At 64.1% G+C, this 22,077-nt stretch carries 17 protein-coding genes and 1 tRNA gene; 13 read left to right on the top strand and 5 right to left on the bottom strand.

The window, feature by feature from the left end:
• Positions 1 to 34 precede the first annotated feature (34 nt).
• From BUB39_RS07870 to BUB39_RS07845, 6 genes are all read left to right on the top strand, one after another.
• Complete coding sequence (locus tag BUB39_RS07870) at positions 35 to 1,609, top strand: glycosyltransferase (protein WP_073052362.1); 1,575 nt, start codon at positions 35 to 37, stop codon at positions 1,607 to 1,609.
• Positions 1,606 to 3,843, top strand: a complete 2,238-nt coding sequence (locus BUB39_RS07865; protein WP_073052361.1) for a glycosyltransferase family 2 protein — start codon at positions 1,606 to 1,608, stop codon at positions 3,841 to 3,843. The genes BUB39_RS07870 and BUB39_RS07865 overlap by 4 nt, the downstream gene beginning before the upstream one ends.
• A gap of 129 nt (positions 3,844 to 3,972) precedes the next feature.
• Positions 3,973 to 6,273, top strand: coding sequence for a glycosyltransferase family protein (locus tag BUB39_RS07860; RefSeq protein WP_073052360.1), 2,301 nt, complete (start codon positions 3,973 to 3,975; stop codon positions 6,271 to 6,273).
• Positions 6,274 to 6,284: 11 nt separating this feature from the next.
• Positions 6,285 to 6,620, top strand: a complete 336-nt coding sequence (locus tag BUB39_RS07855) for a DUF4200 domain-containing protein (protein ID WP_210187043.1) — start codon at positions 6,285 to 6,287, stop codon at positions 6,618 to 6,620.
• 70 nt (positions 6,621 to 6,690) lie between these two features.
• Entirely contained in the window at positions 6,691 to 7,863 is a 1,173-nt protein-coding gene (locus tag BUB39_RS07850) for a hypothetical protein (protein WP_073052358.1), read from the top strand.
• A 121-nt stretch (positions 7,864 to 7,984) separates the two neighbouring features.
• On the top strand, positions 7,985 to 9,559 hold the full coding sequence (locus BUB39_RS07845; RefSeq protein ID WP_073052357.1) for a glycosyltransferase: 1,575 nt from the start codon (positions 7,985 to 7,987) through the stop codon (positions 9,557 to 9,559).
• Between the two features lie 89 nt (positions 9,560 to 9,648).
• Here BUB39_RS07845 and BUB39_RS07840 read toward each other — a convergent pair whose 3' ends face one another.
• Positions 9,649 to 10,515 (bottom strand): GntR family transcriptional regulator, encoded by an 867-nt coding sequence (locus BUB39_RS07840; RefSeq protein ID WP_084526994.1) that lies wholly within the window; start codon positions 10,513 to 10,515, stop codon positions 9,649 to 9,651.
• Between the two features lie 164 nt (positions 10,516 to 10,679).
• On the opposite strand from BUB39_RS07840, the gene BUB39_RS07835 reads away from it, so the two are divergent.
• The 6 genes from BUB39_RS07835 to BUB39_RS07810 all read left to right on the top strand — a co-directional run bounded on the left by BUB39_RS07835 (position 10,680) and on the right by BUB39_RS07810 (position 15,799).
• Positions 10,680 to 11,939, top strand: coding sequence for an ABC transporter substrate-binding protein (locus tag BUB39_RS07835; RefSeq protein WP_073052356.1), 1,260 nt, complete (start codon positions 10,680 to 10,682; stop codon positions 11,937 to 11,939).
• Positions 11,940 to 12,184: 245 nt separating this feature from the next.
• Positions 12,185 to 13,321 (top strand): ABC transporter ATP-binding protein, encoded by a 1,137-nt coding sequence (locus BUB39_RS07830; RefSeq protein ID WP_073052355.1) that lies wholly within the window; start codon positions 12,185 to 12,187, stop codon positions 13,319 to 13,321.
• Positions 13,318 to 14,214, top strand: coding sequence for a carbohydrate ABC transporter permease (locus BUB39_RS07825; RefSeq protein WP_073052354.1), 897 nt, complete (start codon positions 13,318 to 13,320; stop codon positions 14,212 to 14,214). The genes BUB39_RS07830 and BUB39_RS07825 overlap by 4 nt, the downstream gene beginning before the upstream one ends.
• Positions 14,211 to 15,095 carry a carbohydrate ABC transporter permease gene (locus BUB39_RS07820; protein ID WP_073052353.1) on the top strand — a complete coding sequence of 295 codons (885 nt, stop codon included), beginning with the start codon at positions 14,211 to 14,213 and terminating at the stop codon, positions 15,093 to 15,095. Before BUB39_RS07825 ends, BUB39_RS07820 begins: the two co-directional genes overlap by 4 nt.
• Before the next feature lie 18 nt (positions 15,096 to 15,113).
• Complete coding sequence (locus BUB39_RS07815; protein WP_073052352.1) at positions 15,114 to 15,641, top strand: GNAT family N-acetyltransferase; 528 nt, start codon at positions 15,114 to 15,116, stop codon at positions 15,639 to 15,641.
• A gap of 82 nt (positions 15,642 to 15,723) precedes the next feature.
• Positions 15,724 to 15,799, top strand: a tRNA-Ile gene (locus BUB39_RS07810).
• Between the two features lie 156 nt (positions 15,800 to 15,955).
• Here BUB39_RS07810 and BUB39_RS07805 read toward each other — a convergent pair.
• Positions 15,956 to 16,534, bottom strand: coding sequence for a GGDEF domain-containing protein (locus BUB39_RS07805; protein WP_244540175.1), 579 nt, complete (start codon positions 16,532 to 16,534; stop codon positions 15,956 to 15,958).
• 1,019 nt (positions 16,535 to 17,553) lie between these two features.
• Complete coding sequence (locus BUB39_RS07800) at positions 17,554 to 18,681, bottom strand: sensor histidine kinase (protein ID WP_073052350.1); 1,128 nt, start codon at positions 18,679 to 18,681, stop codon at positions 17,554 to 17,556.
• 209 nt (positions 18,682 to 18,890) lie between these two features.
• Between BUB39_RS07800 and BUB39_RS07795 the strand changes: the two genes are divergently transcribed.
• On the top strand, positions 18,891 to 19,610 hold the full coding sequence (locus tag BUB39_RS07795) for an SIMPL domain-containing protein (protein ID WP_073052870.1): 720 nt from the start codon (positions 18,891 to 18,893) through the stop codon (positions 19,608 to 19,610).
• Here the strand turns inward: BUB39_RS07795 and BUB39_RS07790 are convergent.
• Together BUB39_RS07790 and carA are read right to left on the bottom strand one after the other, a co-directional pair.
• A complete protein-coding gene (locus tag BUB39_RS07790) occupies positions 19,589 to 20,509 on the bottom strand; it encodes a diacylglycerol kinase family protein (RefSeq protein ID WP_175561775.1) in 921 nt (306 codons plus the stop codon). The genes BUB39_RS07795 and BUB39_RS07790 overlap by 22 nt on opposite strands.
• A 116-nt stretch (positions 20,510 to 20,625) precedes the next feature.
• The gene (gene carA / locus BUB39_RS07785; RefSeq protein ID WP_073052349.1) at positions 20,626 to 21,849 is read right to left on the bottom strand and encodes a glutamine-hydrolyzing carbamoyl-phosphate synthase small subunit; all 1,224 of its coding nucleotides are present in this window, start codon (positions 21,847 to 21,849) and stop codon (positions 20,626 to 20,628) included.
• Between the last annotated feature and the right edge of the window lie 228 nt (positions 21,850 to 22,077).

Raw genomic sequence — 22,077 nt, 5'->3', positions numbered from 1 at the left:
CCGTCGGCGCCACGCCGACCAGAGCGAAAGCCGCATGAGCGCCAGCGATCTCTTCACCATAGTCACGCCGACGCTGAACTCGGAAGACTTCCTCGACGAGACGATCGCCTCGGTCGTCACCCAGGCGGGCGATTTCTCTATCCGTTACCACGTCCAGGACGGCGGTTCGAAGGACGGAACGCTGGCGATCATCGAAGCATGGCAGGCCCGCCTCGCCTCCGGCGCCCTGCCCGTTCGCTGCCGGGGCATCACGTTCTCCTTCACCGTCTCCAAGGATGGAGGCATGTATCAGGCGATCAACCGCGCCTTCACCACGGCACGGGAAGGCAGTGCCGACATGCCTTCGGTCATGGGATGGATCAATTCCGATGACCGCCTTGCGCCAGGCGCCTTCGCTACGATCCGCGCGCTGATGACCGATCTTCCGGAGATCGAGTTCATCACGTCCCGCGTTTCGCTGATCAACGATCGCGGCGCGACTCTCGGCGTCGAGTCCCCGATCGCCTTCGAAAGGGCAAAGCTCGTCGCCGGCGACTATGATGGCCGCAACGGCGCCTTCGTCATGCAGGAAGGCACGTTCTGGACCGCTTCGCTCTGGGACAAAATCGGCGGCCTCGACGAGGGCTTTCGCCTCGCGGGCGACTGGGACCTGTGGCGCCGCCTCGCCCGCCACGCCCCGCTGACCACGGTCGATACCTTGCTCGGCTTTCATCGGCGCCGGCCCGGACAGCTCTCGGAATCGATGGATCGCTATTATGGCGAGATTGACGCCCTGCCACCCGAAAAGGCACCGGGCTCCACTCCGCTGCCATCGGAAAACGGCGCCCGGCGGCAGAAGCGCAGCGTCGCCCAATACAGCCCTGAGCAGAAGGCATGGCGCTTCGTGCCTGACTTCGGCAGCCCCCTGCTGGCGCCGATGATCCATGCCGGCGGCGTGGCTTTCCCGACGGTGCCGCTCGAGGTCATCGCGGGCGCAAGCGCGCCGATCGGTGCCCATCCGGAGCTGCACCTGCCGGCCGGTGTCATCTGGATGAACCAGCCTCTGATGTTGCTGGGGTCGAAGGTGCCGGTCGCCGGGCGCTATACGCTCGTCATCGAATGCCGCAACTGGCAGCAGAAGAATCACCTGACCGTTCGCTCGGCCGGGCAAGTCATGCTCGACGAGGCGATTGAGGTCTCTGGCCACCGCCGCAACATCGTGCTGCGCATTCCCGTGACGCTGCCGAAGGGCCATGTCTATTTCGAGATCGAAAGCGATCGCCGGCCCAAGGATCCACGCGAGCATTTCCTGCTCGTCGCCGGCATGCATCTTGAGCTTTCCGCTGAACCGGAGGGTGACACGCTGCCGCCGGTGCGCGAGGAAGATCTCGCCGAGGCGACTGCAGCTGCGCTCAGCCGCGGCGGCTGGGGCGGGCTCGGGCGCTTTCTCGGCGACGGCGCCTCGCCGGTCGGGCGTCCCGGCGAGGGTGGACTCTATGGTGCCATGGCCGCGCTCGAGGCCGAGATCGAGGCCGACCGGGCCAAGGCCTCGCAACTCCGCGATCAACTCAAGTCAGCGCGTGCAGAGATCAATCTTCTGCGCTTGAAAGACGCGGCGATCCATCGATGAAGATTGCATTCATCGACCACTCCTATCACCAGAAGACGAAGTCGACGGATTTCTTCGTCCGCGAAGTGCTGGACGGCCATCAGGTTGATCGCTTTTGGGATAACTCCTGGCAGGACCGCCGGCCGCTCGACGTCGCGCCGATTCTTGCTGGCAACTACGACCGCATCATCGTCTGGCAGGTTGAACAGCCGGTTGAGCGGCTGTTGCGCCAGGGGGCTACGAACGTGGCCTATGTGCCGATGTGGGACGGCGCGGACCTGCTCAGCACCGCGGACTGGCGACGCCTTGCCGGCGCGCGCATCCTTTCCTTCTGCCATGAGTTGCACCGGATCGTCGGCCATGCCGGCCTGACATCGCTCTATGCGCAATATTGGCCCGACCCTGCCGCCTTCGCGCCGGTCGAGGATTTCTCCGGGCTCCGCGGCTTCTTCTGGAAGCGCACCTCTGCTATCCGCTGGCGGGACATCGAGAAGCTCATCGGGGCGACGCCCTTCGAGCGCCTGCACGTCCACAGCGCCGACGATCCCGGCGAGGCTGCGGACGATCCAGTGGCGGCGAGTGTCGACGGCCGGCTGACCGTATCGTCATGGTTCGAGGATCCGAATGAGCTGCAGGTTCTGCTCGGCAGGCACAATGTCTATTTCGCGCCGCGCGCCCAGGAAGGCATCGGCTTTTCCTTCATCGAAGCGATGTGCCGCGGCATGGCCGTCGTCGCGGCAGACCAGCCGACCATGAACGAATACATCGCCGATGGCGTCAACGGCCTGCTTTGGCCGCTCGGAACGCCGACAGCGCTCGATTTCAGCGACGCAGCGCGGCTCGGCCAGAGAGCCCGCGAAAGCGCGCTGCTCGGCCGCCGGCGCTGGAACGAGGCGCTCAGCCGAGTCCAGGCCTTCGTGCTCGGGACCGACGGTGTAGCGGCGGAAAAGACCACAGGAAGCCCGACGCTCGTCTATGCGGCCCCGGAACGGGCGGGCGGAGCGACAGGGCCGCGCGTCAGCGTCGCGGTCGTAACCTACAATGCCGAGGCGACGCTCGAGGCGACGCTGACCAATATCCTGGCGCAAACCTATCCGAATATCGAATTGGTCGTCGTCGACGGCGCGTCGAGCGATGGCACCGGCGGCATCATCGAGCGGTATCGCGACCAGATCGCTACCATGGTCAGCGAGGCCGATGACGGCCCCTATTTCGCGATGAACAAGGCGGCGCGCCTCGCCACCGGTGACTACATCCTCTTCATGAATGCAGGCGATTTCTTCGCCAGCGAGACCGCACTCGCCGAGGCCATGGAAAGCCTTCAGGCCGACGCTACGCCCGACTTCATCATCGGCCACCATCTCTACCGTTCCGAACAGGGCGACGTGCTGCGCCGCGCCGCCGATTTCGAGCTCACCTGGCGGAAGCTCAAGGACGGCGCGATTGACGCCCGCTGGCTGGCCGGCGTGCCGTGCCACCAGGCGACGCTGACCCGGCGCGCGCTTCTCGCCGATGCGGGCTACGACACCAGCTACCGGATCGTCGCGGATCACGAATTCCTGTACCGGCAGCGCGAGAAGGGCGCGAGCGTCCACCACAGCGGCGCTCTGATCGCCATTTATTCGAGCGGCGGCCTGTCATGGACCAAACGTCGCGAAACCTATGACGAGTGGAAGGCTCTGCTCGGCCGTTACGGCGATGCCGAGGCGGCGGAACGGATCCATGCCGAACTTCGCGAACATCTCGAAGGCGAGGCGCTCGGCAAGCCGCGTTATAGCGCCATCCGGGCACGCAGCCTCGTCTCGAAATGGCAGCGCTCGCTCAGCATGCGGCGCGACATGCTGATGGTGAAGCAGAGCGGGTTGTTCTTCGACAACTGGTATGCCGAGCAGAACCCGGAGGCCAAGACGACCCGCGGTGGGCCCATGAGGCACTATCTGCGCTATGGCGTCTTCGAATATCGCGATCCCTCGCCCTTCTTCGATACCCGCTACTATCTGCTGATGCATGAGGATGCGCGGCGCTCGGACATACTGCCCATCCTGTTCTATGCGCGCCATGGCGCAGCGCGCGGCGACGCGACGACGCCGTGGTTCGCGCAACTGTGGGCCGAGATCGCGGCGGTCGCACCGCCCGGCGCAACGCCCCTTTTGCGCATGATGGACTGGTTTGCGAAGACCCCGGCCGAAGAGATGCTTGCGGTGTGCCGGCGGGCAGGCGTTGACGTCAGCGACGCGGAGTGGGCACAGCGCTGAGGCAGGTAGCGCCTCGGCACAGCGCCTTCCCTATCGCTGGCAAACGGGCATCTGCCACCGATGGGCCGCTCTACCTGTTCGCGGCCAGTCCTGCTAGGATTGCAGGAGTGACCACGGAATTTCCGGCGCATGCATATTGCCCTCGTCAACGCCTTCCCCACCATGGCGAGCACCGCCGAGGTCGAGTATATCAAGCGGTTCAAGCGGGTCGCCGAAGCCAGGGGACACCACGCTTACGAGGTCGTCACTTCGGATGATATCCATTGCTGCGCCCCGGATTTCGTCATCGCAACGCATGAATTCACGCCGAAGCTGACGCCGTTCTTCACGGTGGGTGCCTTGTGGAGTCCGCCGGCCTTCTATGCCGGCGATCCGCTGCGGATCCGCTCGATCCTCTCGCACGATGCCTATCTCGTCGGATCGCCCCATGTCGGGCAGTTCCTCGACGATCTCGAATTCTCAACCGGCACGCAGAAGCCGCGTTCGGACTTCCTGTTCCTGCCGACGGCGCCCGCAACGGACTTCGTGCCGCGACCGGATGGGCATGCCTACGAACTGGTCTATGTCGGCGTCCATTGGGACGGGAAGCGCCATTCCGGCCTTCTCGAGCAGTTGCACGCCTCGGGCGACATCGCCTTGTATGGCCCGGCGGGCAACTGGCGTGGCTATGAGGGCTCATTCCGCGGCGAAGTGCCTTATGACGGCATCTCGATGCAGGCGGCTCTCGCGCGTCACGGTATCGCGCTCTGCGTGCACAAGGACGACCACCGGGCGGCGGACACGCCATCGATGCGGCTGTTCGAAGCGGCGGCGGCCGGTTGCCTGATCATCACCGATGAAATTCCCTTCGCGGGGCGCGTTCTCGGCGACAGCGTATTCCGGCTCGATCTGACGCAGGCCCCGGAAATCAACGCCGCGCGCGTTCGCGAGATCATTGCCTTCGCCAATGCCGACCCTGCCGCTGCTGGCGCCATGGCGCGCCGGAGCCATGACATCCTCAAGCGCGACTTCAGCCTTGAGGACGCCGTCGACCGCTGCTGCGATTTCGTCACGGAAGCGAAGGAGCATCTTCGGAAGACTTACCGCTCCGGCGCCGAATTCGCCGCGGCGTCATCGGGTGCGCCTGACGCGCCGCTGGTCGACATCATCATTCGCACCGGAGGCCGGACGCTCGATTTCGTCAAGCGATCGCTGCGCTCGATTGCCGACCAGAGCGTCGGCCGTTACCGGGTGATCCTGGCCGATTACAACGGACGCGATGACGTTGCTGCGCTGGCGACATCCGAACGGACAGAGCGCCTTTCGATCGATTACCTCCGCTGCGCCAACACCGGCCTCCGGAGTTCCACCCTCTGGGCCGGCCTCCGCCAGGTCACGGCGCCGTATTTCGCCATGCTCGATGACGACGACACGGTGATGCCGGACCATTTCGGTCATCTGCTGGCGACCGCGCGCGACCATCCCGGCCATCCGCTCTATTACGGCGGCGTGGTGCGCGTCGAGGAAGATCCCATCGAGTTCATGAGCCAGCCGAATTTCACCGGCCCGATGGACATCGAGGTGCCGGAGCTCCGCGAACTGAAATTCATGGACGGGTTCGACCTGATCCGCCTGGTCAATTTCGACAACTACATCCAGTCCAATGCCTGGATCGCGCGCGCGTCATGTCTTGATGACCGGACGCTCGTCGATCCCGCGCTGACCGTCGCCGAGGACATGTATCTTTACCTGATGCTGGCCCGCTTCGGCGCATTCCGGCTCAGCCCCTCCCCGACGGCGCTCTGGAACTGGCGTTCGGCCAGCACCGGCAATTCGATGGACGCGGTCGACCTGTCGGTCTGGCAGCACTCGCTCGACCGCCTCTCGATCCGTCTCAATCAGGAAGTGATGGGCGACGGGTTTCGCTTCAGCACGAGCCGGTCGATTGCCACGCTCGCCCCCGCCATCGCGGATCAAGCCTCACGCCCGCCTCGGCTGCCGATCGACGCATTCACACCGCTGCGCGGGCTCGTCATCAACGAACGACGGGCCAATCTCAATCCGCACGAAGATGGCGGCGTCTGGACGGCGGCAACCGAATCCGAGATCGAGCTTCTGCTGAGCGAGCGCGTGTCCGAAGCGAATGTCGAATTGGCGTTCACGGTCGCCGGCGCGACTGGCCGTCCGCAATCGATCGATATCCAGATCAATGGCGAACCGGTGTTTCGTGGGCCGGCCCGCACCTGGCAGCAGCAACACCTCAGCCGGCTGGTGCATTTCAAGAGCGAAACCGCACGGCTCAAGCTGCGTCTTCGCTGCGCCTACACGATCTCCCCAGCCGAGCAGGGCAAGGGTGGGGATACACGCCAGATCGGGATATTCCTGTCGGGAATTCTGGTAAGCAGGCCAAAGCGCGACGCGGTGGCCGCGTCTGAGAGCCAAGCAGCATGAGTGATGACACGTTGACCCCGGCATCGAGCGGCCCCGGCGTGGCCGCCGTCCCGCCATTGCCAAACCAGGACTCGGTTGAGGCACAACTGGCAAGCTGGACCAGGAAGCTCGACCGCTTCCTCGAGCAGTCGGACCGGACGGTCGCTATCGGACGCGAACTGGTCGAACAGCGAGCGCTCAACCTTGACCTGCAGCGCCAGATCCACCGCCTGGAGGACGAGCTTCAGTCGCTCCGCTCTGGAGGCCTGCACGCCGCCTCGGATGCCTCCTCATCTGGTCCGGCCGAGTTTGGACAGGGCGGACGATCCTCGCTGTCGCGTCTGATCCGACGCATATTCAAACCGTGATCCGTGCCGCGTCGTTCCGCGCCGGCCGGCACACGCAACGACCGAAGCCGGACCTCGAAAGGGTCAGTCGTTGCTGCTGATCACCTCCGCCTTTCCGCTCCTGAAGCGACTTGACGAAGATGGCGTCGACGTCGGTCAGGATCTGGTGAAGCGTTGCGTTGGATCGTGGCAGGCGAATGGCTTCGACGTACTCTCAGTCCACAACGAGGCCGAGCGCGACCTGATCGGTGCCGGCCTGCCGGGCGTCACCTACCGGTTTGTCGACGAAGTCTTGCCGCCCGGCGCCCGCAAGATGCCGTCCCTCGCGGCTGTCCTGGCCGATCTGCCTCCGACTGAGCCGATCGGCATCATCAACGCCGATATCTTCATGCCGCAATGCACGGACCTTGCGTCGCGCATGGGCCGTCTCGCGCGCCAGTCCAGCGTGATCCTGCATCGCTGGGAAGTACCGTCCCTGACGCGGCGCGAAGGTCGACAATACGAAATCGGGGTCGATCTGTTCGCCTTTACGCCGGCTTTGATTGCGCCTGCCCTCACGGGATTGAACAGCCGCCCGTATCAGCTCGGTGTCCCCTGGTGGGACTATGTGCTGCCGGTCGCGGCGAGCCTCTACGCGCCGCTGTCGCTTGTGTCCGATCCGATCCTTCTGCACCACAGCCATGAGCAGGCATGGAATGATGGCGAGTGGCACGAATTCGCCGCGATCAGCGAAGCCTATCTGTTGGAGCAGGCTCGACTTCCTCTCGCCGACAAGCATTTGGCGGAACAGCTCGCCGAGCGCCTCGGCAATATTGACGAGTTCTACAGTGTCGATCCCGATCCGGGACAGCGGCACTATGCGCTGGCCGACCTGACGCTTCACCTGATCCACACCATGTCCAGCCAGCATGCTGTCAGCCTCATCGCGGAGATGTCGTTTCCCGGCGTCTCGGATGATCCCTGGTCACAGCGCTCGGAAGGTGAGGCGGTCCGGAAAGCCGTGATCGACGAGCGCCGCGGTGCGGCCACGGGCGAGAGCCAGGCGACCGCCAAGGCGGAGCCCGGCGCACCGGTCATCAGGCGTGAACTCGGCAAGCCACTGTCGCTTGCGATCAATGAGAAGGTGACTCAAGAGACACCGACCCTGGGTGTCCTGGCAGCGGGTTTCGGAGACCTCTGGCGCGTGGCCGCGGCGATCGGCAAGGTTCTGGAAAAGCGCTGGCGTCGCTGGCGCCGCCGAGACGGCCGGCAGCCGGCGCCTTGACCGAGGCGGCGCGGCCTCTGTCGTCCGAGCGGCTGAGCTCCTGGCCCCTATCGATGGCGCTGGAGGAGATGAACAGTCCAAGATATATGCATCTGAAGGTGAAGGCCGAAGCAGCAATTCGATGAAGATCGCGATCCTGAGTACAGACGGCGGCGGCGGCGGTGCACCGCGCGCCATGCAGCGGCTGGCAAGCGGTTTGTCAGCGCGGGGACACGCGGTCAACATCATCCAGGCGACCCGAAATCACGCCCAACCCAACGCGATCGTCGTTGAATCCGATGGCGTTCCCCCCGAAGACGATGACTGCGCGCAGTTCATCGACAACGACTATCTGCATTCCCGTCGGACCCCGCGTTCCAACACGTTCTTTTCATTCCAGAGCAAGGGTTTCGATCTTTTGGAGCTGATCCGTGACGGCAGCTACGATGTCGTCAACATCCACTGGTCGAACTTCATGCTCAGTCCGGAGATGGCCGGGCTTCTGATCGCTCTCGGAAAGCCCGTCGTCTTCACGCTGCATGACATGGGTCACTTCACCGGCGGCTGCCACTATTCGGCCGGCTGCGACGGCTTCGAGCGCGACTGCGCGCCTTGCTCGCAAGTTAGCGACGACACGCTGGCGATGACCTCTGCCCTGATCGCCGCCAAGCGTCTGAACTATCGGCAGGCGAATGTCGCCGCCGTGGCGCCGTCGCACTGGCTCGCCGACTGCGCGTCCCGGTCGGGCGTATTCGAGCTGGGATCGGTGCATCGGATTTCCAACGCCATCGAGACGGACCTCTTTCGGCCCATGGACAAGGCCGAAGCACGGCGGGCGCTGGGTCTCGATCCGTCGACCCGCTACATTCTGTTCGGCGCCCATTACACCGATGAAGTGCGCAAAGGGTTCAGCCTCCTGATCGAGGCGATCGAGTTGCTGAACCGCAGGCTGCCGGAGAACGGTGCCGAGTGCGTCGGTGAACTGGCTCTGCTGGTTTTCGGCGAGGCGACGCCCGAGATCCGGTCACTGGGGATCCCCGTGACGTCCTTCGGTTTCGTCAGCAGCGATCAGCATCTGGCATTCATCTACAACGCCGCCGATCTCCTGATCCTTCCCTCGCTCGAAGACAACCAGCCCAATGTGATGATGGAGGCGATGGCCAGCGGCGTACCGGTCGTCGCCTTTGCGGTCGGGGGCATGAACGACATGATCCGCGACGGCATCAATGGGAGGCTCGTGGCGCCGGGCGATGTCAGCGCGCTCGCCGACGCCGTCCTTAGCCTCGTCACGTCTCCCGCCAGGGCGGTGGGCCTCGGCCGCATCGCGCGCAATGACATCCTTGCCGAGGCGACACTCGATCGGCAGGCCGAACATTACGAAGCGCTCTTCGAAAGCCTGCTCGGAGCGCGACAGCAAGCGACGCGCGGCGTTGCACAGGAACCGGTCATCGCGACATCGGCTGGTTTCATCCCGCAATCGCCGATCCGTCTCCGCGAGCAGGTCGCGCCGCGCATCTCGACGCCCAACGTCCGTGCGGAACGCGCCAGCTTCCTTGCCGTGCGCGCGGCGGAAGAGGCATCGGCTGCCGCGGCTCGCGACGAGGCTGAGCGACGGCAGCAGGAAGCGGCTGCACGGCCCCGCGGCCTCGTTGCCCGGCTGACGAAACTGCGTCGGGGCATCAGCCGCAGCCTGTCAGGAAGTGGCAAGCGTCTCTGACGGCCCAACCGACGGACGCTCAAGGCCATTCCCTTCCCTGAGATGGCGGCATTATCAGGGCTTCAAACGCAGGTGGCGCTGCTCGCCCCTCAAATCTGTTCGATGTCGCCACTCTCTGACTGGGCGAGCGTCAACGGGTATCGTTCAGGATGGTGCACCAGCGTCGTCAGGTTGACGGCCCGGTTGCGGGCGTCGAAGGCGATCTGGTCGACGGTGAGAACAGCGGCCGGCGGCGCGAGGCCGAGCCGCTCCGATTCATCCTGGCTCGCCAGCCGGGCGCTCAGCGTCGTCTGGCCACGCACCGGGCGGATGCGATAGCGCTCGCGGATCTCGGCATAAAGCGAACGGTTCGGCGATGACCAGTCGAGGTCGATCAATCCGGGCGCGCGCGCGGCGGACATCCAGTCGGTCTGGATCACCACAGGCACATCATCAAGCAGCCTCAGGCGCGACAGCACCACGACCTCCGCGCCCTCCGGCAGGAACAGCGGCCGCGTGATCTCGAGCGGTGCACGATAGATGCGCGCTTCGATGAGACGCTGGCCGGGGTTGCGGCCATTCGCCAGCGCCGTTGCGGTGAAGCTCTTCAGGAGATGCAGTTCGAAGCCGCGCTGGGGCGCGGCGACATAGAAGCCCTTGCCCGGCTGGCTCTGCAGGAAACCCTGCTGCACCAGATCGCGCATGGCATGGCGAATGGTGATTCGGCTGACGCCGTAAAGGTCGACCAGTTCCCTTTCGGACGGCAGCTTGCCGTTCCGGGGAAGTCGGCCGGCCTCGATCGCTTCGATGATGGCGCCATGGACCTGGCGATGCAGCGGCCGCGGGTCGGCACGGCTGATGCCCGCTGCCGCGCCGAACTGGTCGTCGCCAACCGGCAAGGGCTCGTCGTCGATAACGCGCCCGGCGGCGCTCGCTCCGTCCTGGCCGGAAAGAAACCGGCCCGTCCCCGCTGCCATCCTGTGTCTCCCTGCCGCCGGGTGCCCTCTTCGTGGCTAGCCGGCTACACGACCATATTGACATGCCTGGATATATCCAGTGGTAATATCGATGCGTTGCAGGGGCCAGAAGAGCTCCGCCCGCCGCGGCACGGCCGCTCCACAGGGAACAGAGGAATTCATCCATGTCGCTTAAAAAGCTCGCGCTCGGCGCCAGCATGCTTCTTGCGCTCGCCGCCGGCACGGCACGGGCCGATACGGTGTCCGTCTTTTGTGGCGCGACCGACTACGACCTCTGCGTCAAGGCGGCCGACGCATGGAAGGCGAAGACCGGCAACGAAGCCAAGATCAACAAGATGCCGGCACAGCTCGATGATGCGATCCCGCTCTATCAGCAGTTGCTGGCGGCGAAATCGAGCGATGTCGACGTCCTGTTCCTCGACGTCATCTGGCTCGGCATGTTCAAGAACAACCTCCTCGACATCAAGGCCATGGTGCCCCAAGCCGAGCAGGACGCCCATTTCAAGTCGACGCTCGGCGCCGGCGATATCAACGGCCAGCTGATCGCCCTGCCCGCCTATATGGATGTCGGGCTGATGTTCTATCGCAAGGACCTCTTGGAAAAATACGGCATGCAGCCGCCGAAAACCTGGGACGAACTCGCCGCACAGGCGAAGGAGATCCAGGACAAGGAGCGCGCGGCCGGCAGCAAGGACATGTGGGGCTATACTTGGCAGGCCAAGAGCTATGAAGGCCTGACCTGCGACGCCATCGAACTCATCGCATCGAACGGTGGCGGCACCATCATCGCGGACGACGGCAAGGTCACGATCGACAATCCCGCCGCAGCCGAAGCGATCGAGAAGGCCAAGGGCTGGATCGGTACGATTTCGCCGGAAGGCGTGCTCGGCTATGACGAAGAAGCCTCGCGCGCCGTGTTTGAAGCCGGCAACTCGGTCTTCCATCGCAACTGGCCCTATGTCTGGGGCACCTCGCAGGGCGGCGGCGGACCGATCGTCGGCAAGGTCGGCATGATGCCGCTGCCGGTCGGCAAGGCTGGCGAAAAGTCGAGCGGCTGCCTCGGCCCGATGTATTTCGGCGTCAACAAATACAGCGCCAAGCCGGAACTCGCGGCCGAATTCGTCCGCTTCATCACCGGCCCCGACATGCAGAAGATGCGCGCGATCGAGGGGGCCTATAACCCGTCCATCTCCGCGCTCTACACGGACCCTGACGTCCTGAAGAAGCTCCCCTTCCTCAAGGACACCCAGCCGGCCTTCGCCGACAGCGCGACGCGTCCCTCGGGCTATACCGGCACGAGCTACAACCGCGTGTCGCAGGCGTTCTATCGCGCGGTGCATGACATGCTGACCGGCGACGAGGACGTGAAGGCGGGGCTGACCAAGCTCTCCGCACGGCTCGAAAAGCTCAAGGAAAGCCGCTGAGGCGATGTCGCACGACGTCGCTTCGTTCACCTCTCCCTGACGGAAGGGCCGCCGGCAGAAGCTGCGGGTGCGGATCTCTGCGCGATGGTCGATGACCATCGCCCCTCACCCCGGTAACACCACGCGGCCGCTCCCGGATAGGGAGATGACGAAGCGCGCCCGACCCTGGCGCCGTCATTGCCACACCATCGGCAATGACGGCCGTGCGGGCCGGCCACTTCCATCTCGTGCCGTTCGGAGACCCCATGGCATCGGTCGAGCTGAAATCCGTTTCGAAGAGCTATGGCGGCAATCCCGTCATCCGCGGTGTCGACCTTGCGATCCGCGACGGCGAATTCATCGTCTTTGTCGGACCGTCCGGCTGCGGAAAGTCGACGCTACTGCGCCTCATCGCCGGCCTCGTCCCGGTCACTGACGGCGAGATCTCTATCGGCGGGGAGCCGGTGACCGACGTGCCCGCCTCAAAGCGCGGCATCGCCTTCGTCTTTCAGTCCTATGCGCTCTATCCGCATATGACGGTCGCCCGGAACATCGGCTTCGCGCTCGAAACGCTCGGCCTCGGCCGCGACGCCGTTCGTAACAAGGTCGCCGAGGTGGCGAAGCTCCTCAAAGTCGATCACCTGCTGGCCCGACGTCCGCGTGAGCTGTCCGGCGGCCAGCGCCAGCGCGTCGCCATTGGCCGCGCCCTCGTTCGCAAGCCCGAAGTGTTCCTGTTCGACGAGCCGCTATCGAACCTCGACAGCGACCTCCGGATGGAGATGCGCATCGAGATCGCCCGGCTGCACGACGATATCGGCACGACCATGATCTATGTGACGCATGACCAGGCCGAGGCGATGACGCTGGCCGATCGCATCGTCGTGCTGAATCACGGTGTCATCGAGCAGGTCGGCAGCCCCCAGGAGCTCTACCACACGCCGAAAAGCCGCTTTGTCGCCGGCTTTGTCGGCAGCCCGCGCATGAACTTCTCCACGGTCGCGGCGACCGGCATTGGCGCCGACTGGCTCCTGTCTGGACCCGGCGGCCTTCGCCTCGAAAGCCATGTGACGGGCAATCGCTCGACACCCGCGACCGTCGGCGTCCGCCCGGAGGCTCTGTCGATCGTCGCGCCCGGCAGCGGCCGCCTCGATGGCGTCCTTGAGCGGATCGAGGACCTCGGTCACGAGCATTTCGCTTATGTCCGTCTCGACGCCGACAACAGCTGGGTCGTGCGGCTGCCGGCCCGTCCGCGCGAGGATCGCGACACCAAGGTCGGGCTCTCCTTCCGCGACGAGGACCTCTTCCTGTTCGATGAAAGCGGCGCCCGGCTCGACCACGCCGCCAGCCACGAACGTTCGGCCGCGGCCCTGGCGCAAACATCCGGCGGAGGGATCGCTGCATGAGCGTCAAGCTCGCCCGCGCCGATCGCCGCGCCGCCTGGATGTTCATGGCGCCGATGCTGGTCGCGATGCTGGTCGTCGCCGTCTGGCCGTTGGCGCGGACATTCTATTTCTCGTTCACCGACGCCTATCTCGACGATCCAACAAATTATTCGCTGATCGGGTTCGAGAACTATCTGGAGGTGATCGGCGACCGGACCTGGTGGATTGCCGTTCGCAACACGCTGCTCTTCACCGTCGTCTCAGTCGCCATCGAAACCGTCCTCGGTCTCGGCATCGCGCTTCTGATCAACCAGGCGATCCCGGGCCGCGGGCTCGTGCGCGCAGCAATCCTGGTGCCCTGGGCAATCCCCGTCGTGGTGGCGACCAAGATGTGGGAATGGATGCTGAACGACCAGTTCGGCGTGCTCAACCAGGTGCTGATCTCGATGGGTCTGATCGATCACGGCATCGCATGGACGGCGAACGGTTCGCTCATCATGGGCGTGGTGATCTTCATCGATGTCTGGATGACGACGCCCTTCATGGTGCTGCTGATCCTGGCCGGGCTGCAGATGATCCCCGGCGAGATCATGGAGGCCGCGGAAGTCGACGGCATCCCGGCCTGGAAACGCTTCTGGTCGATCGTGCTGCCACTGCTGAAGCCGGCGATCGGCGTCGCAGTGCTCTTCCGGGTGCTCGATGCCCTGCGCATGTTCGACCTTGCCTATGTGCTGGCGGCGTCCAGCGAACAGGTCATGACCGCGTCCATTTATGCGAGAAACCGCCTGATCTCGTTCCAGGAACTTGGCATCGGCTCGGCGGCATCGACGTGGGTGTTCCTCCTCGTCGCCTTCGTCGCCATCCTCATCATCGGCGTGCTCAGGCTTGATCGCGCGGCGGGAGAAGCACCATGACCGACGCGGCCGTCGCCCTCCCCGCCCGCCGTCGTCGCAGCTCGGCCAGCTATCGCCTGGAGCGGCGCATCAAGAAGGGCTTCCTCGTCGTCGCCGTGGGGCTCGTGCTCATCTACACGCTCTTCCCCTATTACTGGGCGATCGTCTCCTCGACCAAGCAGGGCGCCGCTCTCTACCGCAACACCTTCCTGCCCGCCTTCGATCTGACCTATTACAAGGCGCTCTACGAGAACAGGATCTTCCTGGGATCACTCGTCAATTCGGCCTTTGTCGCCAGTTCGACGACGGCTCTATCCCTCATTCTCGGCATCTCGGCCGCCTACGCCCTTGGCCGCATCGATTTTCCGCAGCGCCGCGGCGTGTTGATGACGATCCTGATGATCTCGATCTTCCCGCAGGTCGTGGTGCTTTCGGGCATGTTCGAGCTGATCAACTGGCTCGGCCTCTATAACAGGCCGAGCGCGCTCATTCTGACCTACCTTCTTGCGACCGTTCCCTTCACGACGTGGATCCTCACCACCTTCATCCGGGAATTCCCGCGCGAGCTGGAGGAAGCAGCGATCATCGACGGCTGCTCCCATTTCCGCATTTTGACGAAGATCCTGCTGCCACTGATGGGCCCGTCGCTGGCCTCGACCGGCATTCTCGCCTTCATCCTTGCCTGGAACGAATTCCTGTTCGCATTGACCTTCATCCTTACCGACGAAAACCGGACGGTTCCGGTCGCCATCGGTCTCATGGGCGGCAGTTCGCGTTACGAATATCCCTTCGGCCAGATCATGGCCGCCTCGGTCACCGTGACGCTGCCGCTCATCATTCTCGTGCTCATCTTCCAGCGCCGGATCGTCGCGGGCCTCACAGCCGGCGCGGTGAAGGGCTGACGTCAGGATTGCTTTTTCATGCCGGATATGTTGGTCAAGCTCTACGACCTCAAGCGCGACGCGGCTCTTGACGCGCGCATGGCGCAGGAGGGCGTCGTCATCCGCCGCATCCTGCCGCCCGAACTTCGCGCGCTCGCCGACTGGATCGGCCCGCGCTTCGGCCAGGGCTGGGTCAGCGAGGCGACGGTGGCGACCTGCCGCCAGCCGCCGTCCTGCCTGATCGCGGTCAAGGACGAGGCGATCGCCGGCTTCGCCTGCTATGACGCAACGGCGCGCGGCCTCTTCGGCCCGACGGGCGTCGACGACGCGCTGCGCGGCCGTGGCATCGGTCATGCGCTGCTGCTCGCGACGCTGCTCGACATGCACGCCGTCGGCTATCCCTATGGCGTCATCGGCGGCGCCGGCCCGACCGGCTTCTACGCCCGCTCGGTCGGCGCGATCGCGATCCCAAGCTCCGAACCCGGCATTTACAAAGGCATGCTGCCGCTCGCACATCCGGACGACATATCATCGTCACATGCGTCATCCGAGCCGCCGGCCGACTGAACAGGCCGAGCCAGCAACACGCCGGTCGAGAAGCCTGCCACCCTCTTGCCGCGCGGACCCGATCCGCTATACCGGGTCCCGGGGGCCTATAGCTCAATGGTTAGAGCCGACCGCTCATAACGGTCTGGTTCCAGGTTCGAGTCCTGGTGGGCCCACCAACACCGGCTTTCGACGTTGATCCTGCTTGCCTGGCAAGGCGTTTGCCGACATTCGCAGACGCTGGTGGCGCCCCGGGGATGTGCGACCAATCAAAGCGACGCCTACATCGACCATGTCGGCGACCGACCGCATTCGAACCGACGCACGGGCCGGGTTCACGCCGCGGGCGACAAAAGAGGCTCGATCTCGATGCGATTGCGGCCGCGTGACTTGGCCAAATAGAGCCGCTCATCAGCCGCGTTGAACAGAGCATCGAAACTTGTCGGCTGAGCAAAAGTCGTCCCGCCGATGCTGATCGACAGGCGCCGACGATCATCGAGGAAGCGAACCTCCGCGGCCTGAATCGTCTGGCGCATCTGCTCCGCAATGGCGATGGCCTGGCTGTGACTCAATCCCGGCAGGAAGACCGTGAATTCATCGCCACCGACTCGGCCAACCAGATCCTGAGGGCGCAGGTTCTGGCGAATTGTCGATGCGATCAGGCGAAGAGCCTCATCGCCTGAGCTATGGCCGAATAGATCATTGATGCGTTTGAACTCGTCAGCGTCGACGACCAGGAATGCGCCCTTCATTCGCTCTGCATCATGGCTGAACTTGGCGAGATAGGCATCAACGAGGACGGTGAACGCGCCGCGCGTCAAAACGCTGGTAAGGCTGTCTGTGGCGGCAATGGTAGCAAGCTCTTCATTGGCAATCGCCAGTTCGCGTAGCTTGCTCATCAACAGAAACAGCATCGGCACCGCCAGAAAGATCGGCAGCATAATGTCGACGGTTAGCGACCGCGCGAGTTGGGACGAATCAAGGTTGGGAAAGTTAAATGAGTCGACGAAAAGCGCTACGCCAATGCAACCTAAGGTTCCGATAGCCGTAACCAGAAAAACACGGCCCCCTGCCAGTTCGCGAGAAAATAGATCTCATCTGAGTTCAACCCTGCGGGGACATTCGATCTATGATCGATGATCATTGTGATGCGGGGGCCACTCTATAGAACAGCAGGATTTCTATCGTGAGCGAAATCGCGGGAAATTGACACTCCTCATGAGCGCGTGTCATGGCGCGGCCTCTGACGGCAAGAGTCGGATAGCAGCTTCGGCGTGAGCGCCAGATGCATCGGGGGCATCTGGTACGGGAGCGGTCGCTGGATCAGGTAGGCACGTTCACGACCGCCTGATCCGACGTCTGAAAAGCGGACGAAAGTTGCGGCTGCCGGGGAACGTTGGCGAGGGACAAATCCCGTAAGGATGAACAGTCAAGTGGCGCAAACTGTACATTTTTGTGGAAGCCGTCAGCATTATGGTGCAATGCAATAGAGGGCGCGGTGCGACGCGAATGTCGTGCCGGGCGGGGAAAGCTCCCCCCAGATCGATTCTCGTCGTCCGAGGCGCACCCACGCGCCAAGGGCCGCCCGCTCGTCGCTCTAGGCCATCACCATATGACGATTCATCAGCCTTCGCCGTCGCCTCGCCGAGCCCGACATGAAGCACGCCAGGCAAGGCGCCACGGATATCGCCTGCCGTTCGGCCACCCCTACCGAATCCTGCCGGCCTGGGTGCCATTTGGCATCGCCAAGGCGTTTGCGCGAATCATCCGCTGACGGCCAAGGCCCTGACCGCCTCGGCGCCCACTACCGCGATTTCAGCGCGAGATCGCGAACGTCTCGCTCGTTATCAGAGACAGCGTCGATGACTGCAAAAGCGGCGTTCAGCCTAGCGCAACCATCTTCCCGTTCGAGCGCATCGGGGGCGGATGGGCGCTAGCCGGAATGGCGAAGGCGGAAGGTGGTTCGGCCGCCGATTGATTCTGAGGTGAGCTCGGCTCCGATACGCCGGGCCTTGGCGACGATGACGCGCATGCCGACGCCCTTGCTCTTTGCGGGATCAAACCCCGCGGGCAGGCCGACGCCATCATCTTCTACACTCAGCACCGAAGCGTCTCCTTCGCGGCGATAGCGAATGGCGATGGTCCCGCGACGGTCACCCGGGAAGGCATGCTTGATGCTGTTCGCGATCAGCTCAGCGACGATAAGGCCAAGGGCGCTCGCCCATTCCGGGGCGAGGCACCGATCCTCGACATCGACCGTGATCGCCTCGATGCGCGCCGGGGCGCTCGCCTTCATCTGTTCCGACAGCTGCCGCAGGAACGGTGCGGCGTCGACCGACGTCAGCTTACGCGCGAGATGCAGCTGCCGGTGAACGAGGGCGATCGCGTCGACCCGGTGGCGGGCGCTGTCGAGCTCGGCTTTCGCGACGCCACCGACGCCGCGCGCCTGCATCGAAAGCACCGATGACACCTGCTGCAGCGAGTTCATCACGCGATGATCGCTCTCCCGCGCTAGCGTCTCGTTCTCTTCTGCAAGCTGCTCTGCCCGAAGTCGCGCGGCCTGTTCAGCGATGACAAGCTGGCGCGATTCGATCAGCTTCATGATCTGGCTCGCCATCAGGCGGAGCAAAGCCTGCTGGTTGGCGTCGAGACCGCGGGGCTTGGTGTCGAGTACGCAGATTGTGCCGATCGGCAGCCCTTCCGGCGTCTTCAGCAGCGCGCCGGCATAGAAGCGCAGATGAGGACTGCCCAGCACCAGCGGGTTGCCGGCAAAGCGGATATCGTCGAGCGTGTCCGGGACGAGCATGAAGTCGTCCTGCAGGATCGCATGCGCACAGATCGATGCCGGCAACGGCGTCTCTCGCACGCCGAGCCCCACCTCGGCCTTGAACCACTGGCGATGCTCATCGATGAGATTGATGACGGAGATCGGCGCATTGCAGATCGCACTCACCACGCGCACGACTTCGTCGAACTCGCGCTCGGTCGGCGTGTCGAGAATATCATATCGGTGAAGAGCCGCGATACGTCGCGCTTCTTCGCTATGCTTACCGGCTTCCACCAACAACTCCTTGCGCCTTGTCGATCACCACTAGCAGATTTAAGCAGGACTGAAAGCGGCTCCGCTCGCATAGCAGTTGCCCACATATTCACCCGCAACCTGACGACGCGAAGGCAAAGCCGCATTCGCGTCGCAATGGCCACCTATCCGTGGAGAGAGGTGGCAGAGACGCCGCTGAAAGTGGGGATTTGAAGACGATGCCGACGACAATGAGACCTTCGCGACTGCTTCGCTCGACCCTTTTCGCTTCGGCGATGTTGGGCGCGCTGGCCCTTCCTGCCTTCGCCGATCCTGCCGGCCCGCCGGTTTTGACGGTCAGTGGCGAGGGCAGCGCCAGCGCCGCGCCCGATATCGCAGTCGTCTCGCTCGGCGTGGTCTCGGAGTCCGACACCGCGCAGGCGGCACTCGCCGCCAACGCCAAGGACATGAACGCGGTGGTCGATACCATCACAGGCACCGGCATCGACAAGAAGGATGTCGCGACCAGCGGCCTCTTTGTCGAACCCGTCTATTCCGATCCCGCCAAGGATCCGGCCGGCCAATCGAAGATCACGGGCTACCGCGTCAGCAACCAGCTCACCGTTCGCATCCGCGACATCGGCAAGTCAGGCCCACTGCTCGACAAGGTAATTTCCGCAGGCGCCAATCGCGTCAACGGCATCTCGTTCGAGATCGGCAAGTCGGAAGGCCTGCGCGACGCCGCCATCAAGGCGGCAATCGCAGAGGCGCGGCGCCGGGCCGAGATCATGGCCGAGGCCGCTGGCGTCAAGCTCGGGCCCATTCAGTCGATCAGCGCCAATGAAGGTGGCGGGCCGCCGGTGTTCCGCGCCATGGCGATGAAAGATGCGATGCCAGCTTCTCCTGTCATGGGCGGCACGCAGGAAATCTCTGCCAACGCGACGATCGTCTACGCCATCGCTCCGCGCTGATCGGACGCCGCCGGCATCAGCACGTTGAGTGCCCCGGCGCGGCATTCGAAACGCAGCGGCGTTTCGAGCCGGGTCAGTTCGCCGTCGACCGAGACCCAGAGCCTCGGCCGGCGGCTCCGAACCGTCACTGTCTTCGCGGTGAAGGATTGGATCGCCGGATTTTCGCGCCAGCGCCCGGCCAGGAGGTCGATCGCTGCCTGCATGCGATTGCCGAAATCCGCACCCTCGGCATAGTGCACCTCCAGCAGCCCCTCATCGAGGCGCGGCCGGTCAAAACCACCATCCGACAAGCGGTTGTTGCCGATGAAGAGGGCGTAAGTCTCGATGTCGCGCCGTCCGCCGTCAGCATCGATCGTCAATTCGAGAATACCCGGCCGAACGAAGGCGCGCAGCGAGGCGCGCGCTGCCGCGATATAGCGACCGAAGGGTAGGTTGGTGTCCTCGCGCACCTGCGCGCGGGCGCGCGCCACTTCCGCGAAATAGCCGAGCCCGGCCAGCGTGTGGAAGATTCGGCCATTGACCGCGCCGAGATCGATCCGAGCAGGCTCGGCCTTTGCCAGGATATCGAGTGCCTGGTTGAGATCGGCGGGGATCGAAAGACTGCGTGCGAACAGGTTCATGGTGCCGAGCGGCAGCACGCCAAGCGTTCGGTTGCTGTCGATGAGCTTGCGCGCAGCATAGCTCGCCGATCCATCGCCGCCCCCGACGATGATGGTAGAAGCCTCGGACTCGGCGGCCTTGTCGATGGCGGCGATGAAGCGCTCGCCCTCGACCAGTTCGACCGCGACGCTTTCGGTGTGGCCGGCAAAGGCCTCCCGCACCTGCGCCTCGACCTCCTTCGGCTGAAGATCGCGGATCGTTCCCGCGCGCGCATTCAAGATGATGACGGTGTCAGCCAAAGATGCCCCCAAGCGCATGCCGCGCGAATGCAGCATCTAGGCGTCAAACGCTGAAACGCAAGGAACGATCCGGCGGAGAAGCGCGCTTCTCCGCGCCCTGGCGACAATGGAACCGCTTATCCCTGCTCAGGCAGCGCCTCTTCACCCTTGCGGGCGCGGATCATGTTGACGAAGCGCGTGAAGAGATAGTGGCTGTCCTGCGGACCGGGCGAGGCTTCCGGATGGTACTGGACCGAGAAGATCGGCTTGTCCTTGACCTTCAGCCCGCAATTGGAGCCGTCGAACAACGAGACATGCGTTTCCTCGATCGAACCGGGCAGCGAGGCCGAATCGACCGCGAAACCATGGTTCATCGAGGTGATCTCGACCTTGCCCGTCGTCAGGTCCTTGACCGGATGATTGGCTCCGTGATGCCCCTGATGCATCTTCTTGGTTTCGCCACCGAGCGCGATGCCGAGCAGCTGATGGCCGAGACAGATGCCGAACAGCGGCACGTTGGCCTCGATCACGGCACGGATCGCCGGCACGGCATATTCGCCGGTTGCCGCCGGATCACCCGGGCCGTTCGAAAGGAACACGCCGTCCGGCTCGTGGGCGAGGATGTCCTCGCCGGTCGCGGTGGCAGGCAGCACAGTGACGGCGCAGCCGGCCTCGGCGAGCAGCCGCAGGATGTTGCGCTTGATGCCATAGTCGACGGCCACGACCTTGTAGCGCGGCGCCTCCTGACGTCCGAAGCCGGCATTCCACTGCCAGGTCGTCTCGTCCCAGCGGAAGGACTGGCCTGTGGTGACGTCGGGCGCGAGGTCCATGCCGACAAGTCCCGGCCAGGCGGTAGCCTCGGCCAAGAGCGCATCGCGATCGAACTTGCCATTGGCAGCATGGGCGATCACGGCGTTGGGCATGCCCTTCTCTCGGATCAGAGTCGTCAGGGCGCGGGTATCGACCCCGGCTATGCCGATGATGCCGCGCGCCCGCAGCCAGGCATCGAAATGGCGCAACGCGCGATAATTCGACGGGTTGGTGATGTCGGTCTTGATCACGCAGCCACGCACACCCGAGGCGCCGGCCATATTGACCGTCTCGATATCCTCGTCATTCGTGCCGACATTGCCGACATGGGGGAAAGTGAAAGTGATGATCTGCCCGGCATAGGACGGGTCGGTCAGGATTTCCTGATACCCGGTCATCGCCGTATTGAAGCAAACTTCGCCGACGGCATGGCCGGTGGCGCCGATGCCTCGGCCCTCGATCACGGTCCCATCGGCGAGAATCAGAAGCGCCGTCGGTTCGGGCTCCGCCCACACCGCATCTTCCGCCAACACAGTCGTTCCGTCGGTCATGATTGAGCACCGTCAAAGCTGTCGGACGCCGGGTGCATACCCGCATGCCAAGGCGCGCCGGATCGCGCGATCCGCCGCCCTGTCGACGTCGGCGCGGAACCTAGGCGATCAGTCCGCGTCCGTCAACCAGGACGCTGAAATTAATCTCAAGCACTTTCAATAGCTTAGCTGAATGTGGCTTGAACGGCTCCGATGTTGCTCCTATGGTGCCGGCAAAATGGAAGGAAG

Origin of the sequence: Kaistia soli DSM 19436, assembly GCF_900129325.1 — a bacterium.
In the GTDB taxonomy this organism is placed as follows: Bacteria; Pseudomonadota; Alphaproteobacteria; order Rhizobiales; family Kaistiaceae; genus Kaistia; species Kaistia soli.
This window is presented reverse-complemented; position numbering and strand designations above follow the sequence as displayed.